This is a genomic window from Enterococcus hermanniensis, from assembly GCF_001885945.1.
GTDB classification, from domain to species: Bacteria; Bacillota; Bacilli; order Lactobacillales; family Enterococcaceae; genus Enterococcus_A; species Enterococcus_A hermanniensis.
Map to the genome: position 1 here is coordinate 22,092 of NZ_JXKQ01000011.1, position 15,192 is coordinate 37,283.

Here is a 15,192-nt window from a genome sequence, read left to right on the forward strand (position 1 = left end):
ACTATGGTGAAATTGAATGTTAATCCAACGAGAATGGAGCTTACCCGGCTAAAAAAGCAGTTAAATACAGCCAGTCGAGGTCATAAACTCTTAAAAGATAAACAAGATGAACTTATGCGCCGTTTTATTCAACTGATCAAAAAAAATAATCAGCTGCGAACTGAGGTAGAAGGGGCTTTGCAGCAAGCAATGCAAAATTTTTCAATGGCGGACGCATTATTAAGTGATAAATATATCGAGGAATTGGTTGCTGTTCCGAAAGAACGGGTGACTCTCGATGTGGTCGAACAAGATATCCTAAGTGTAAAAGTCCCCATCATGCATTTTAATTACGAACGCGCATTAGCTGATGGGCCATTAGAATATGGTTTTCTGAATTCTAATGATGAGTTAGATCAAAGCATCCAAAAGTTTACTGAAGTTTTACCAAAGTTATTAAAACTTACGGAAATCGAAAAAACGTGTCAGCTAATGGCAAAAGAAATCGAAAAAACTCGCCGAAGAGTCAATGCCTTAGAATATCTAACGATTCCCCAACTAGAAGAAACGATTTATTTTATTCAAATGAAATTAGAAGAAAATGAGCGAGCAGAAGTAATACGAATGATCAAAGTAAAAAACATGGGAACTACTTTATAGTAGCCCCATGTTTTTTTAGCGGATAACTTCGATTTTGTAACCATCTGGATCGGTAATAAAGTAATATGAAGGATCTGTTCCTGGTAGACCTTTCAAGTCAGTTACTGTGAAACCTTTTGCTTTGTGTTGTTCCTGAAGGGTTTCAAGATTTTCTGCTTTGATCGCAATATGACCATAGCCATCACCTAAATCGTAAGCTGCATGATCATAATTATAAGTAAGCTCTAATTCATAGCCATCACCAGGTAAGGTTAAATAAACTAACGTGAATTTTGAATCGGGGAAATCACGACGACGTGATTCTTCAAAATCAAAAGCTTCTTGATAAAATTTTACTGACGTGTCTAAATCTTTTACTCGGACACAAGTGTGAGCCATTTTCATTTCTGAATCATCCTTCCTAAATGTACTATAGGTATCATATCATAAAAAAATTATTTCTAAGCTTTTATGCTCAGTGGTTGTTTATGAGTTTTTTTTAATGTAAACTAACGTATAAATATATTTTGTAGGAGGTTACCAATGATCCAAGTATTTGGCACAAAAGAAACTGGAAAAAATTATCAAGCACGTTATGCCGCTTATGCAATTTTAATAAACGATGCGCAGCAAATTGCATTAGTACAAGCTCCTAATGGTGCCTATTTCTTACCCGGAGGAGAGATCGAGGGAATAGAAACGAAAGAAGAAGCCATTGAGCGAGAAATGCTTGAAGAATTAGGTTTTGAAGTGGTATTAGCTGAGTACTTAGGGCAAGCGGACGAATATTTTTATTCACGCCATCGGGATACGTATTTTTATAATCCAGGCTATTTCTATGCGACCAAAAGCTGGACTAAAGTTTCGGAACCGTTAGAAGAAGGAAACCAAAGAAGTTGGGTATCTCCAGAAGAAGCAATTGTATTATTAAAACGCGGTAGTCATAGATGGGCCGTAAAAGAATGGACAGCCAAAAACCTCTCTAAATAAATTAGAAAGGTTTTTTATTTTATTCAATTAATTCACCATTGCGGACATGCTTAGCAAAAGTTTGATAATAATCTTCAAAGAGATCGGAATTCAAACCATTTTGCTGTGTCATTTCTTTTGGATAATAAAAGCGGATATCGCCTTGCCCTTGGCCAGTTAAAGCAGCAACCAATTGACTTGCCTTGGAGAGTTCAATCAATGTACCGTCTTTTTGCATGAGCTCGATCTGTGTTCGATGGCTGCCTTTTTCAGGGTGATAAAGGTCATAAGGTAAATCATAACTTGAATTGATTGCTGTATAATAACGAGGATTGAATCCCGCTTTTTCAACTAATGATTTTAATTTGATCAACAACGGATTCTCACTAGAATCGACAAGAATGGATTTCAAAGGTTTACGATTTAAGAACCGTGATGCTAAATCACTTAAAATCAAATCTTGTTCATCAATCCATTGTGAGAAGTAAGTGTTCAATACACCATCGTCTAATTTTAAATAATCTCCTAATGAGAAGTCTTCCTTCAAAAAAGGAATCAATAATTGTGAATGGAGCGAGAAAAGCTCGGTATCTTCTTGGTATAATTCATGAGCACGATCTAAAAGATGTTCTAAAAGGACTTCCATGCTGCGAGACACAGGATGGAAATAAACTTGGACATACATTTGGTAACGACTGACGATGTAATCTTCCACAGCATGCATGCCGTTCATCGCAAACGCAATCCCACCTTCATAAGGACGAATGACTCGTAAGATACGCGTTAAATCAAACGTTCCATATTCAGTTCCAGTGAAATACGCGTCTCGTAATAAATAATCCATCCGGTCAGCATCGATCTGGCTAGAAATCATTTGAACGACTTGAGGATTTGGATACGTTTTGGTGATAACACTGGCCACTTTTTCGGGAAAACCTTCTTCAACATTGTTTAAAATTTGAAAAACTTCGGTTTCTGGCGAGGTAATGATCGCAACAGTCAAAGCCTCATGATCTGTATGGAAAATATGTTCAAAGGTATGTGAATAAGGGCCATGACCGACATCGTGCAATAATGCGGCACACAATGCCACCAAACGATGTGAGTCATCCCAACCGTCTTTCCCTAATTTTTCTTGGGAATAATTTCGCTTGAAGATATCACAAATTCTACGGGTGATCTCATAAACACCTAATGAATGAGAAAAGCGACTATGCTCAGCTCCGTGAAACGTGTAAGAAGTCGTTCCTAACTGTTTAACACGACGTAGGCGTTGGACTTCTTTTGAATTAATCAAATCTAAAATGACTTGATGTTGAACGTGGATATAGTTATGGACAGGATCACGAAAGACCTTTTCCAATGGCAGCATTTGATATTTATAACTCATGGAGCACCTCCTGAATAGCCAAGTTGCGTTGTTTCATGTTTTCTATGCGTCGTTGGTATTCTTCTAGTTGATAAAATATAGATAATGAATCGGTTTCTTCTTGGTAAGGCATGACTTGTAATAATTCTTTTTTGACGGATTCGATAGTTACTGAAAAGGAAGCTACGTCAGCCAGAGTTGTCATGCTGTCAGGATGGACGGGTGGATAATCTTGCCCGAATCGTTCTTTTAGTCCACTTTGATAAAAAGAACGAACGATCTCACCACGTGTTTTTTGATCCCCAGTCACACTGAGATACATCATGATCGCAACACCTTCTTTGACCCGTCGTTGAGCAATGCCTGCAATTTTTTTACCGTTGATTGAAAGATCGAATTTGCCTGGACAATAAGAATCAGCTATTTCCCCAACTGTGATGTTGAATTGGCCAAAGCTTGTTTTTTTCAACCAGTCTACCATCGCTTGATACCCATCATCAATGGATAGTTCAGCGGTTGTATTTTTTGGTAAAATCAATGAGACGTTCAGAATGCCACTATCATTGATAACACCTAGACCACCGGCATTCCTTAATAATAAGCGATAGTTTTGTTGTTGAACAGTCTCTAAAGCTTCGGCAAAATAAGTTACTCGGCTGTCTTTCATTCCCAAAATCAAGGTATCTGGTAATTGCCAAAAATGAATAATAGGTTGATTATGATCACCGCTATATTCGGTTAAAACATCCGTTAGGGCAAATGGATTATATAAGTCCTGCTCAGCAATCATTTTCTGATCAAATAATAAAGCTGTGTTCATTCAAGCACCCTCTCACTTTCTAATTCCTTTCTATTATAAACAAAAAAAGATCAATGAGATAACTAAGCCGCTCAAAAAGCAGAAGTAGTTGACAAAAGAATGAAAAGTATGAAAAATAAAGACTGGAAGGAGTGGAAGCTCTGTGAATATTAAAGATGGAATTCCGGCAAAAATTAAAGTACAAACGAAAGTCACGCAAAATAATGAGACTGAAAATTTCGTGTTTGATCTTCCTGGTCAAGTCGTTCAAATGGGAGATACCTTGTACATTCGTTACAAAGAAGTTCAACCTGATGGTCAAGAAGTACCGGTAACAGTTAAAGTCACCCCCGATTCACAAGTTCAATTGATTCGTGTAGGTGAGTCTAGAATGCGGATGCGCTTTGCTTACCGTGAAAAAATGGAGACCAATTATAAAACACCGTATGGAATGTTTATCATTTCTACGTATGCACAAAATCTTCATGTGACACTGAAGGATCGGCCGTTTTCAGGCGTGATCAACATCGACTATGCCTTGTATATGAAAGAAGAAAAAATCGGCGATTATCAGTTAGTTTTAGAATTTACGACTTAAGTAGAATAAAGATTTGCTTTTTAGCTTTTGATTTTGTATGATAAGGAGTAGACTTTGAAAGGACGTGTCATACTTGAAACTTAGTATTTTTGATGGTTTAAACAAGGATGAATTATCAATGATTGAAGTGGCACACGCAATTCTGGAAGAACGCGCAGATGTAATGGATTTTTCTGATTTAGTCAATCAAATCCAAAACTATCTTGGCAAATCAGACAGTGAGATTCGTGATGCATTAGCACAGTTTTATACCGATTTGAATATTGATGGAAGTTTTATTTCTCTAGGCGATAATCGCTGGGGATTACGTTCATGGTACGCAATTGACTCAATCGATGAAGAAGTAAACCATGGCTTAGAAGATGAAGAAGAAGACAAACCACGTCGTAAAAAACGTAAAAAAGTCAATGCCTTTATCAATGGCGATGACGATGCCATCGATTACAACGATGACGATCCAGAAGATGCGGATCTATTGGCAGACGACGATGACGATGACATCGACGATGATGATGATGATGACGATGATGAAATCGCAGCATACAATACAGATCTTCACGAAATTGGCGCCGATACAAATGAGGATGACGAAGAAGTTGTTCCTGGCGGAATCGAAGATGACTTAAGCGTGATCGACGACGATGATGAATTTGACGACGATGAAGAAGACGAAGGAGAGTAGATCATTTGATCTATTCTTTTTTTTGTGTTTAAGAGTAGCTCTAACTTTTTTTGTAAGGGCTACCTTTTGTTCTTTTATTAAAAAAACGATACTATTAAAATAAGCGAAGTGAATGAAAGGTGGTCATTATGGAAAAAGTCCCTGAAATAAAAATCAAATTGACAGATATCAGTGAGCGTTTGGATGAAGGATATCTACTTTTAACTGAATTACGTAAAGAAGCGGATGCACCAGTAGTAAAAGCTCGTTTACTGAACAAAGAAGTCATTGCAGTTTACGGGAAAGATGCGGCACAGACATTTTATGATCCTGCAAATTTCAGACGCAAAGGCGCGATGCCAAAGCTAGTATTAAAAACGCTATTTGGAGAAGAGGGCGTTCAAACATTAGATGAAAAGGAACATAGTCAACGAAAAAAAGTGTTTATGGATCTAATGACGCCGAAGCGGATGGAAGACTATCATCGGATTGTTGACCGGACACTTACAGAAAAAATGGCGCATCTGCAAGGTGAATTTGAATTATTCGATCTAGCAAAAGATGTGTTGTTCCGCTCGATTTGCGAGTGGTCGGGTATTGATTTGACTAAGATGAGTGAACGAGAGACCAATCAAGTAGCAGAATATCAAATTTCGATGATTAGTTCTGCTGTTACTAATCCGACAACTCATATCAAAGGAATAGAAAATCGTAAAAAATCAGAAAAATGGGCGCAATCATTGATTGAAGAAGCACGAATCAATCCGGTTGCTGGCAAAGAAAATGTGGCCCTTTATGCGTTTGCTAATGCGAAGGATACTAAGGGGGAGCTGTTGCCAATCGAGGTTGCTGCAGTCGAATTATTGAATATTATTCGACCAACAGTCGCGCTGACTGTCTGGATCGCATTGATGGGTCATGCCTTATTTAGCCGTCCGGATATTTATCAACGATTGCAGGCAGAATTTGATACATTACAAGATTCGTTTATTCAAGAAATGCGTCGGTATTACCCATTTTTCCCAATGATACCAGCATTTGCTAAAAAAGATGTCACAATCGATGGGTACCTGATCCCTGAAGATAGTTGGGTCGTTTTAGATCTTTATGGAACAAACCATGATGCGCGAACGGTTGAAACGCCAGACGTTTTTCGCATCTCACGGTATGTAGGAAAAGAAAAACAGATTTCCTATGATGAAGAATATGAAATGATCGCACAAGGTGGTGGGCAGTTCGAAGCGATGCATCGTTGTGCTGGCGAATGGATCACTTTGCATGCCTTACGAGTCTTTTCAGACCAGTTAGTGAATAAGTATGAATTTTCGGTTCCAGAACAAGATTGGACGATCCCGATGAATCAATTCCCGACTTATCCAAACAGCAAAGCAAAACTTTATAAGAAATAAAAGGAGTGGCAGCAGATGAGAATAACGATCTGTTGCCGCTCTTTTTATTTATGTAGCTGCTGTTTTTTATTTGAAAGCATCTGGTTTAAAATTTTTTCGGTTTCTGCTAATTCTTTTTGTTTCGCTTTGGTTTCCATCAACTTGCCTTCCAATAATTGAATATTTTCTTCGATCGTTCGAGAGTCACCGAATTTTTCGTTGATCTTTAGCAACTCTGTAATCGAAAAGCCATTGCTAAGTAGAAGGGAAATAAATTTTAACTGCTGGACTGCGGAGGAGTCATAATTTCGGTAGCCGTTTTTGTCACGCGTAAAATAATCGGATGAGAGTAAGCCTCTGCGCTCGTAAAATCGAATGGTCGAGATCGGTAATTGAGTCTTTTTTGCTAAGTCACTGATTTTCATAAAAAGCACCTCTTTGATTTGCCTTGAACTATAGTTCATAGTTTATACTACGTGGAATAAAAAAGAAAAGGAGCAAAAAAATATGAGTAAAAATTTAGGTATTGTTTTGGGCGGTGGCGGGATTACGGGTATCGCTTGGGAAACAGGGATTATCAGTGGCTTATTCAGTCAAGGCATTGATCTTAAAGATGCGGATAAAATTCTTGGCACTTCCGCTGGATCGTTTGTAGGAGCTGCGTTAGCAAGTGGTTTCAATATGAACGATTATATGGAGAAATTTAAAAATCCTGCCGCTTTTAATGAGTTTGCAAAAGTGAGACCTGAAGTAGCGAACTTATGGATTCAAGCATTTCGTTTAGGCGGAAAGGATCGGCAGGCAGTTGGTAGATTATTCGGTCAAATCATAGAAGACTATCCAGCGTTGACTAGGATGGAAGAACGTTTATCAATAGTCAAAAATAGATTAGTCACAACTGAATGGGCATCAAATTTGGAAATCAGTGCAATTAATGCCGATACAGGAAAGATTCATTTCTTTGATGATCATAGTGGCATGTCATTGATTGAGGGGGTCGCGGCTAGCGGAGCTGTTCCTGGTGTTTGGCCTCATGTACAATTTTTAGATAATGATTGGATTGATGGCGGAATGGTTTCGTCGACCAATGCCTACCATATGCAAGGCGTAGACGTAGTATTAGTTTTTGCTCCATTACCCCAAAAAAATGGAGCAATTCCCAGTCCAGCCGAAGAAGTCGATCAATTGTGTCAACAGGCAATCGCAGAATTGATCATCCCAGATGAACGAAGTCGTTCCGAGATTGGAACTAATATCTATGATGCTTCTAATTGTGCCAAAATTGCTCAAGCAGGTTATGAGCAAGGCAAAGAGTTGGCAGTGAAAATCCAGCGATTACTCGAAAGTTAATTAAAAAAAGAAAAAGTGTGCGCATCAATTTTTTGCGCACGCTTTTTTTATAAAGAATAACTATTTTGGGGTTAAATTAGTTTTTACTAGAATTGCGAAGTCATACATAAAAAAGTATAATGAATGCTATAAGTAATGTAGCGATACTCGTTAACTCACAAAAAAACCATCTCTCAATTGAGAGATGGTTTAAAATATGCGCCCTGAGGGAATCGAACCCCCGTCTCAAGAACCGGAATCTTACGTGATATCCACTACACTAAGGGCGCGAGCACGAATATTAGTTTAGCATATAAATAAAAAAAAACAAGGGGAAAGTATATGAAGTTTCAGCAAGGATACTCGCAAAAGCAGCAGCAAACACAGAAATTAGCGATGACTCAAGAATTACAACAAGCTATTCAAATTCTTCAATTCAATACTGAGGAATTGCAAGACTATGTTGAAACGATTTCGTTAGAGAATCCATTATTCGATATCGTTGCGCCTAAAATGCAGAGTGATTTGATGCAAATGCATAGCGGAGGTATCAAAGAAGAATCATTTATCCAAATCGCCGATCATCCTGTCTCTCTCTTTGAACACTTGATTCATCAAATAAATTTGAACTATCGCGATACGTTTATTCGTGAGATTATGTTGGCTTTGGTAGAAAATATCGACATAAATGGATATCTAAAAGTAGACGAAGAAAATTTTAAAGCTGAAATCAATGCAACAACGCTTCAATTTTTAGATGCATTGACCCTTTTACAACAATTGGATCCGCCGGGAGTAGGGGCGAGGAATTTACAGGAATGTTTGATGCTTCAAACGGAGCAAGATGACTATGCACCTAATTTAGCTTATCTTATTTTGGAAGAATCTTTTGATGAGATTGCCAAAAGAAAATTTGAAATCATCGCAAAAAAATATCAACTCTCACTCTCGCAAGTCCAACAAATCATGGATTATATCCAAAGTTTGAATCCTTTTCCAGGGGCTGGTTTTGGCAGCCAAGATTCTAATTTTATTATTCCTGATTTGACATTGGTTCGTAGAGCGGGTGAATTGGTTGTTTTATCCAACAAACGTGGACAGCTTCGATTGAACTTTCAAGAAAATTATTTCAATCGGCTAAAACAACAAGCAGATGAAGAGACGAAAGTCTATTTGAAAGAAAAACTGCAACAGTTTGAGTGGTTGAATAAAACAATTGGGCAACGTAAAGATACGATTTTAGAAGTAGGTAAAATCATTGTTCAGCAACAAGCTCATTTTTTTGAAACAAAGCAAGGGGCACTGAAACCTTTGATGCTAAAAGACATTGCGAAACAATTATCGGTTCATGAATCAACAATCAGTCGAGCTGTTAACGGCAAATACATTGAAACGGATTTCGGTGTCTTTGAATTACGGCGTTTTTTTGTCAATAAGGTCAATGATGAAGATACTTCGGCAGACGAAGTAAAAAAATTGATTGCTACTTTTGTTGAAGAAGAAGACAAAAACAAACCGTTATCGGATCAAAAAATCGTCGAAATGCTCGCCGAAAAAGAACAAAAAATTTCAAGAAGAACGGTCGCAAAATATCGTGATGCCTTGAAAATACCAAGTTCATCGAAAAGAAAACGTTTTGATTAGGCCAAGAATATTTCTTGGCTTTTTCCTTGCAAGAAATGAATAAAACTGGTACACTTTGTCATGTAAGAAATTCGGAAATTCAAATGAATGTTTTGGGCTTCTTGCAATTTTTTTAAAGTTCATGGGTCGCTAAAAGTCTATGAGGGACTACTTAAGTCCAACGGAGGAATTCCTTTGTTAAGTGAATTAAGAGTACTTGAAGCAATCGCCCCTGATGTGTTAGAGGTTGTAAAAAAAAGATTTCGCATTATGCAGAATATTTTTTGGATGCAGCCAATCGGTCGCAGAAACTTAGCAGATTCATTAGGTCTAACTGAACGAGTCTTGCGAAGTGAAACAGATTTTCTCAGAGAACAACATTTGATTGATACAACAAAGAGTGGTATGTTACTTACTGAAAAAGGCGAAGGTTTATTGCAACGGCTTGAAGTCGTATTAGAGCAATTTACCGGCATGGATCAGCTTGAAAAACAACTAGCCTCACTTTTTGGGATTGATCGTTGTTTAATCGTTTCTGGTAACAGCGACGAACAAGAGAAAGTGATTAGTGAATTTGGTGTTTTAGTCGAGGAAGCTTTACGACGAGAATTACCGGATGGCCGAAACATTATCGCAGTAATGGGCGGTACAACGATGGCAGAAGTCGCCAGACACGTCAGTCCATTAGAAACAGCAAAACGTCATAATCTTTTCGTTCCAGCAAGAGGCGGTATTGGAGAAGCAGTTGCGATCCAAGCTAATTCCGTTAGTGCATTGATGGCTGCAAACGCTCATGGTGAGCATCGTGCTTTATATGTACCGGAACAATTAAGTGAAGAGGCGTACCACACATTGCTTAAAGAGCCTGCAATTAAAAGTGTTCTAGCAATGATTAAAGAAGCCAACTGTGTTGTTCACAGTATCGGTCGTGCATTACACATGGCAGCAAGACGAAAAATGTCAGAAGATGAGATTATTCGTTTGAAACAAAAAAATGCTGTCGCTGAGTCATTTGGTTACTTTTTTGACGAAAATGGAGCAATCGTTCATAAAGTACCACGTATCGGGCTATCTCTAGAAGATATCCAAAAGATGCCTATGATTCTAGCCGTGGCAGGTGGCAGAAGTAAAGTGAAAGCCATCACCGCGTATATGAAGAATGCTCCAAAACAAACGTGGCTCATTACAGATGAAGCTGCTGCAAATGAGATTTTAAAAGGGAATACCCCTTTAAAATAAATATTTTTTTGATTCCATGAGGAGGAAATCTTAAATGACAGTAAAAGTTGGAATTAACGGATTTGGACGTATTGGACGCTTAGCATTCCGCCGTATCCAAGATGTAGAAGGATTAGAAGTTGTAGCTATCAATGACTTAACAGACGCTAAAATGTTGGCTCACTTGTTAAAATATGATACAACTCAAGGTCGCTTTAACGGAACTGTTGAAGTTCACGAAGGTTCATTCAACGTGAACGGCAAAGAAGTAAAAGTTCTTGCTAACCGCAACCCTGAAGAATTACCTTGGGGAGACCTAGGAGTAGATATCGTTTTAGAATGTACTGGATTCTTTACTTCTAAAACAGCTGCTGAAAAACATTTAACAGCTGGTGCGAAACGTGTAGTTATCTCAGCTCCTGGTGGTAACGATGTTCCAACAATCGTTTATAACACTAACCATGAAACTTTAACTGGTGAAGAAACAGTTATCTCTGGTGCTTCATGTACTACTAACTGTTTAGCTCCTATGGCTAAAACTTTAAATGACGAATTTGGTGTTGTTGAAGGATTAATGACAACTATCCACGCTTACACTGGTGACCAAATGACTCTTGATGGACCTCACCCTAAAGGCGACTTCCGTCGTGCGCGTGCTGCTGCTGCAAACATCGTGCCTAACTCAACTGGTGCTGCTAAAGCAATCGGTCTAGTTATCCCTGACTTAAACGGTAAATTAGACGGAGCTGCTCAACGTGTTCCTGTTGCAACTGGTTCATTAACTGAATTAGTTACTGTTCTTAACAAAAAAGTTACTGTTGACGAAGTAAATGCTGCTATGAAAGCTGCATCTAACGAATCATTCGGTTACAATACTGACGAAATCGTTTCTTCTGATATCGTAGGTATGAACTATGGTTCATTATTCGACGAAACTTTAACAAAAGTTATGACAGTCGGCGACCAACAATTAGTTAAAACTGTTGCTTGGTACGACAACGAAATGTCTTATACTTCACAATTAGTTCGTACTTTAGAATACTTCGCTAAACTTTAAGATTTATTTTAAAATAGAACGATAGTGTCTGAAAAAGGCGGGGGAGCGACGCGCTTCTCCGTTTTTTTCGTAAGTCTATCATTGGCTCTTTTAATAGAAAGAGTTGTATAATAAAAAAAGATTTAAAAATCATACTTGGAGGTTTTCTTTCATGGCAAAAATGACAGTTAAAGATCTTGACTTGAAAGACAAGAAAGTTTTAGTTCGTGTGGACTTCAACGTTCCTGTTAAAGATGGCGTGATTACTGATGACACGCGTATTAAAGCGGCGTTACCAACAATCAACTACATTTTAGAACAAGGCGGCAAAGCTATTCTGTTCTCTCACCTTGGTCGTGTAAAAACAGAAGAAGATAAAGCCGGTAAATCATTAAAACCTGTAGCTGTTCGCTTAAGCGAATTATTAGGTAAAAATGTTACATTTGTACCTGAAACTCGTGGCTCTGAATTAGAAGCAGCAATCGCAGACATGAAAGACGGCGACGTAGTTGTATTTGAAAACACTCGTTTCGAAGACATCGACGGCAAAAAAGAAAGCGGCAATGACGCTGAACTTGGTAAATACTGGGCTTCATTAGGCGACGTGTTCGTCAATGATGCATTTGGTACTGCTCACCGTGCGCACGCTTCAAACGTAGGTATCGCTTCTACTGGAATTCCAACTGTTGCTGGATTCTTAATGGAAAAAGAAATCAAATTCATCGGCGAAGCTGTTGAAGAACCTAAACGCCCTATGGTTGCAATCCTAGGTGGCGCTAAAGTTTCTGACAAAATCGGCGTAATTAAAAACTTGATTCCTAAAGCTGACAAAATCTTGATCGGTGGCGGAATGACTTATACATTCTACAAAGCTAAAGGCATGGAAATCGGTAACTCATTAGTAGAAGCTGATAAAATCGAATTAGCAAAAGAATTGATCGAAGCAGCTGGCGACAAATTAGTTTTACCAGTTGACTCAATCACAGCGGCTGAATTCTCAAACGATGTTCCAACTGAAGAACATACAGGTGATGTTCCAGCAGGACAAATGGGTCTTGACATTGGACCAGAATCAATCGCTTTATTCTCTGAAACATTAAAAGGCGCTAAAACAGTTGTATGGAACGGACCTATGGGTGTGTTTGAAATGAGCAACTTTGCTCGTGGAACAATTGGTGTTTGTGAAGCAATCGCAAACTTAGAAGGCGCAACTACTATCATCGGTGGTGGGGATTCTGCAGCTGCAGCTGAACAACTTGGCTTTGCTGACAAATTCACTCACATTTCAACTGGTGGCGGTGCAAGTCTTGAATTATTAGAAGGTAAAGAATTACCTGGTCTTGCAGCAATCAACGACAAATAAAAACCTTACTACCAAAAAAGGAGTTTTTTTAAATGCGTAAACCTATCATTGCTGGTAACTGGAAAATGAACTTAACTGCTTCAGAAGCAAAAGATTTTGCAGAAGCAGTAAAAAACAACATTCCTGCAAACGATAAAGTGGATTCAGTTATTGGATCACCAGCTTTATTCTTGCAAGAATTAGTTGAAGCAGCTAAAGGCACAGAATTAAAAATCTCTGCTCAAAACTGTTACTGGGAAAATGCTGGAGCTTTCACTGGTGAAACTTCACCTGCTGCTTTAGCTGATCTTGGTGTGGAATATGTAATCATTGGTCATTCAGAACGCCGTGAATACTTCCACGAAACTGACGAAGAAATCAACAAAAAAGCCAAAGCTATCTTTGCAAATGGTATGTTACCAATCCTTTGCTGTGGTGAATCTTTAGAAACATATGAAGCTGGAAAAACAGCTGAATGGATCGAAGGACAAATCAAAGCTGGTTTAGCTGATCTTTCTGCTGAACAAGTTTCAAGCATGGTTATTGCTTATGAACCAATCTGGGCTATTGGTACTGGTAAATCTGCTGACGCTCAAATCGCTGACGAAATCTGTGGCGTTGTTCGTTCAACAGTTGAAGGTATCTATGGTAAAGAAGTTTCTGAAGCTGTTCGTATCCAATACGGTGGTTCTGTTAAACCAGAAAACATCACTGAATACATGGCTAAAGAAAATGTTGATGGTGCTTTAGTTGGTGGAGCTAGCTTGAAAGCAGATTCATTCTTAGCTTTATTAGAAGGCGCTAAATAATTTTCAGAAAATTACAGTTTTTATTTGCAACTACTCGTGATTTTCACTAATATATGGTTATAAGGGCTAATCCCCTATAAAAAAACAAAACTCAAAGGAGAGACAAAACATGTCAATTATCTCAGACGTTTATGCTCGCGAAGTCCTAGACTCACGTGGTAACCCAACAATCGAAGTAGAAGTTTATACAGAAGACGGCGCATTCGGCCGCGGTATGGTTCCTTCAGGTGCTTCAACTGGTGAATACGAAGCCGTTGAATTACGTGATGGCGACAAAGCTCGCTACGGTGGAAAAGGTGTTACTAAAGCTGTTGATAACGTAAATAACGTTATTGCAGAAGCAATCATTGGCTACGATGTACGCGACCAAGCTGCTATCGATTCTGCAATGATCGAATTAGATGGCACTCCTAACAAAGGTAAATTAGGTGCGAACGCTATTCTTGGTGTTTCTATTGCCGTTGCCCGTGCAGCTGCTGACTTCTTAGAAATCCCATTGTACAACTACCTTGGCGGATTCAACACTAAAGTATTGCCTACTCCTATGATGAACATCATCAACGGTGGATCACATGCTGATAACTCAATCGACTTCCAAGAATTTATGATCATGCCAGTTGGCGCTCCTACATTCAAAGAAGCTTTACGTTATGGTGCAGAAGTATTCCACGCTTTAGCTTCAATCTTAAAATCAAAAGGTTTAGCTACTTCAGTTGGTGACGAAGGTGGATTCGCTCCTAACCTTGGTTCTAACGAAGAAGGTTTCGAAGTAATCATCGAAGCTATCGAAAAAGCTGGCTATGTACCTGGTAAAGACATCGTTCTTGCTATGGATGCTGCTTCTTCAGAATTCTACGACAAAGAAAAAGGTGTTTACGTTTTAGCTGATTCAGGCGAAGGCGAAAAAACAACTGAAGAAATGATCGCATTCTACGAAGAATTAGTTGCTAAATACCCAATCATCTCAATCGAAGACGGCTTAGACGAAAACGACTGGGAAGGTACTAAAAAATTAACTGAAGCTTTAGGTGATAAAGTTCAATTAGTTGGTGACGATTTATTCGTTACAAACACTCAAAAATTATCTAAAGGTATTGAAATGGGCGTTGATAACTCAATCCTTATCAAAGTTAACCAAATCGGTACTTTAACAGAAACTTTTGAAGCTATTGAAATGGCTAAAGAAGCTGGCTACACTGCAGTTGTATCTCACCGTTCAGGTGAAACAGAAGATTCAACAATCGCTGACATCTCTGTTGCAACTAATGCTGGTCAAATCAAAACTGGTTCTCTTTCACGTACTGACCGTATTGCTAAATACAATCAATTATTACGTATCGAAGACCAATTGGGTGATGTTGCAGAATACAAAGGTATCAAATCTTTCTACAACTTAAAAAACAACCCATTCATCGCTAAATAATTAGCAAAAC

16 protein-coding genes and 1 tRNA gene are annotated in these 15,192 nt (G+C 38.5%); 12 read left to right on the forward strand and 5 right to left on the reverse strand.

Going from position 1 to position 15,192, the window contains the following annotated elements:
* Nucleotides 1-3: 3 nt before the first annotated feature.
* A complete protein-coding gene (locus RV04_RS10835; protein WP_071858485.1) occupies nt 4-639 on the forward strand; it encodes a V-type ATP synthase subunit D in 636 nt (211 codons plus the stop codon).
* A 15-nt stretch (nt 640-654) separates the two neighbouring features.
* On the opposite strand, the gene gloA is transcribed toward RV04_RS10835, so the two are convergent.
* Nucleotides 655-1,023: a lactoylglutathione lyase gene (gene gloA, locus RV04_RS10840; protein WP_071858486.1), complete on the reverse strand. Its 369-nt coding sequence runs from the start codon at nt 1,021-1,023 to the stop codon at nt 655-657.
* Nucleotides 1,024-1,161: 138 nt separating this feature from the next.
* Between gloA and RV04_RS10845 the strand changes: the two genes are divergently transcribed.
* On the forward strand, nt 1,162-1,608 hold the full coding sequence (locus tag RV04_RS10845) for an NUDIX hydrolase (protein WP_071858487.1): 447 nt from the start codon (nt 1,162-1,164) through the stop codon (nt 1,606-1,608).
* Between the two features lie 19 nt (nt 1,609-1,627).
* Here RV04_RS10845 and RV04_RS10850 read toward each other — a convergent pair whose 3' ends face one another.
* Together RV04_RS10850 and RV04_RS10855 are read right to left on the reverse strand one after the other, a co-directional pair.
* A complete protein-coding gene (locus RV04_RS10850) occupies nt 1,628-2,977 on the reverse strand; it encodes an HD domain-containing protein (protein WP_071858488.1) in 1,350 nt (449 codons plus the stop codon).
* Nucleotides 2,967-3,776, reverse strand: a complete 810-nt coding sequence (locus RV04_RS10855; protein WP_071858489.1) for a lipoate--protein ligase family protein — start codon at nt 3,774-3,776, stop codon at nt 2,967-2,969. Before RV04_RS10855 ends, RV04_RS10850 begins: the two co-directional genes overlap by 11 nt.
* 142 nt (nt 3,777-3,918) lie before the next feature.
* Between RV04_RS10855 and RV04_RS10860 the strand changes: the two genes are divergently transcribed.
* From RV04_RS10860 to RV04_RS10870, 3 genes are all read left to right on the forward strand, one after another.
* The gene (locus RV04_RS10860; protein ID WP_071858490.1) at nt 3,919-4,353 is read left to right on the forward strand and encodes a YwiB family protein; all 435 of its coding nucleotides are present in this window, start codon (nt 3,919-3,921) and stop codon (nt 4,351-4,353) included.
* A 118-nt stretch (nt 4,354-4,471) separates the two neighbouring features.
* Entirely contained in the window at nt 4,472-5,035 is a 564-nt protein-coding gene (gene rpoE / locus RV04_RS10865) for a DNA-directed RNA polymerase subunit delta (protein WP_379952930.1), read from the forward strand.
* A gap of 128 nt (nt 5,036-5,163) precedes the next feature.
* The gene (locus RV04_RS10870) at nt 5,164-6,423 is read left to right on the forward strand and encodes a cytochrome P450 (RefSeq protein ID WP_071858492.1); all 1,260 of its coding nucleotides are present in this window, start codon (nt 5,164-5,166) and stop codon (nt 6,421-6,423) included.
* Nucleotides 6,424-6,467: 44 nt separating this feature from the next.
* Here RV04_RS10870 and RV04_RS10875 read toward each other — a convergent pair whose 3' ends face one another.
* A complete protein-coding gene (locus RV04_RS10875) occupies nt 6,468-6,827 on the reverse strand; it encodes a MerR family transcriptional regulator (RefSeq protein WP_071858493.1) in 360 nt (119 codons plus the stop codon).
* Nucleotides 6,828-6,909: 82 nt separating this feature from the next.
* Between RV04_RS10875 and RV04_RS10880 the strand changes: the two genes are divergently transcribed.
* A complete protein-coding gene (locus tag RV04_RS10880) occupies nt 6,910-7,752 on the forward strand; it encodes a patatin-like phospholipase family protein (RefSeq protein WP_071858494.1) in 843 nt (280 codons plus the stop codon).
* A gap of 197 nt (nt 7,753-7,949) precedes the next feature.
* Here RV04_RS10880 and RV04_RS10885 read toward each other — a convergent pair.
* Nucleotides 7,950-8,021 (reverse strand) — tRNA-Arg (locus tag RV04_RS10885).
* Nucleotides 8,022-8,073: 52 nt separating this feature from the next.
* Between RV04_RS10885 and rpoN the strand changes: the two genes are divergently transcribed.
* The 6 genes from rpoN to eno all read left to right on the forward strand — a co-directional run bounded on the left by rpoN (nt 8,074) and on the right by eno (nt 15,182).
* Nucleotides 8,074-9,375, forward strand: coding sequence for an RNA polymerase factor sigma-54 (gene rpoN / locus RV04_RS10890; protein ID WP_071858495.1), 1,302 nt, complete (start codon nt 8,074-8,076; stop codon nt 9,373-9,375).
* 174 nt (nt 9,376-9,549) lie between these two features.
* Nucleotides 9,550-10,593 (forward strand): sugar-binding transcriptional regulator, encoded by a 1,044-nt coding sequence (locus RV04_RS10895; RefSeq protein WP_071858496.1) that lies wholly within the window; start codon nt 9,550-9,552, stop codon nt 10,591-10,593.
* 34 nt (nt 10,594-10,627) lie between these two features.
* The gene (gene gap / locus RV04_RS10900) at nt 10,628-11,629 is read left to right on the forward strand and encodes a type I glyceraldehyde-3-phosphate dehydrogenase (RefSeq protein ID WP_071858497.1); all 1,002 of its coding nucleotides are present in this window, start codon (nt 10,628-10,630) and stop codon (nt 11,627-11,629) included.
* A gap of 151 nt (nt 11,630-11,780) precedes the next feature.
* Nucleotides 11,781-12,971 (forward strand): phosphoglycerate kinase, encoded by a 1,191-nt coding sequence (locus tag RV04_RS10905; RefSeq protein ID WP_071858498.1) that lies wholly within the window; start codon nt 11,781-11,783, stop codon nt 12,969-12,971.
* 32 nt (nt 12,972-13,003) lie between these two features.
* Nucleotides 13,004-13,759 (forward strand): triose-phosphate isomerase, encoded by a 756-nt coding sequence (tpiA, locus tag RV04_RS10910; RefSeq protein WP_071858499.1) that lies wholly within the window; start codon nt 13,004-13,006, stop codon nt 13,757-13,759.
* Nucleotides 13,760-13,868: 109 nt separating this feature from the next.
* Entirely contained in the window at nt 13,869-15,182 is a 1,314-nt protein-coding gene (gene eno, locus RV04_RS10915; RefSeq protein WP_071858500.1) for a phosphopyruvate hydratase, read from the forward strand.
* Nucleotides 15,183-15,192: the final 10 nt, after the last annotated feature.

Bases quoted from the DNA above. Each gene is read 5' to 3' on its own strand.
- RV04_RS10845 (WP_071858487.1), top strand. From the start codon at position 1,162: ATGATCCAAGTATTTGGCACAAAAGAAACTGGAAAAAATTATCAAGCA.
- RV04_RS10835 (WP_071858485.1), top strand. From the start codon at position 4: ATGGTGAAATTGAATGTTAATCCAACGAGAATGGAGCTTACCCGGCTA.
- RV04_RS10850 (WP_071858488.1), bottom strand. From the start codon at position 2,977: ATGAGTTATAAATATCAAATGCTGCCATTGGAAAAGGTCTTTCGTGAT.
- rpoN (WP_071858495.1), top strand. From the start codon at position 8,074: ATGAAGTTTCAGCAAGGATACTCGCAAAAGCAGCAGCAAACACAGAAA.
- tpiA (WP_071858499.1), top strand. From the start codon at position 13,004: ATGCGTAAACCTATCATTGCTGGTAACTGGAAAATGAACTTAACTGCT.
- gloA (WP_071858486.1), bottom strand. From the start codon at position 1,023: ATGAAAATGGCTCACACTTGTGTCCGAGTAAAAGATTTAGACACGTCA.
- RV04_RS10870 (WP_071858492.1), top strand. From the start codon at position 5,164: ATGGAAAAAGTCCCTGAAATAAAAATCAAATTGACAGATATCAGTGAG.
- RV04_RS10875 (WP_071858493.1), bottom strand. From the start codon at position 6,827: ATGAAAATCAGTGACTTAGCAAAAAAGACTCAATTACCGATCTCGACC.
- RV04_RS10880 (WP_071858494.1), top strand. From the start codon at position 6,910: ATGAGTAAAAATTTAGGTATTGTTTTGGGCGGTGGCGGGATTACGGGT.
- RV04_RS10855 (WP_071858489.1), bottom strand. From the start codon at position 3,776: ATGAACACAGCTTTATTATTTGATCAGAAAATGATTGCTGAGCAGGAC.
- rpoE (WP_379952930.1), top strand. From the start codon at position 4,472: ATGATTGAAGTGGCACACGCAATTCTGGAAGAACGCGCAGATGTAATG.
- eno (WP_071858500.1), top strand. From the start codon at position 13,869: ATGTCAATTATCTCAGACGTTTATGCTCGCGAAGTCCTAGACTCACGT.
- gap (WP_071858497.1), top strand. From the start codon at position 10,628: ATGACAGTAAAAGTTGGAATTAACGGATTTGGACGTATTGGACGCTTA.
- RV04_RS10905 (WP_071858498.1), top strand. From the start codon at position 11,781: ATGGCAAAAATGACAGTTAAAGATCTTGACTTGAAAGACAAGAAAGTT.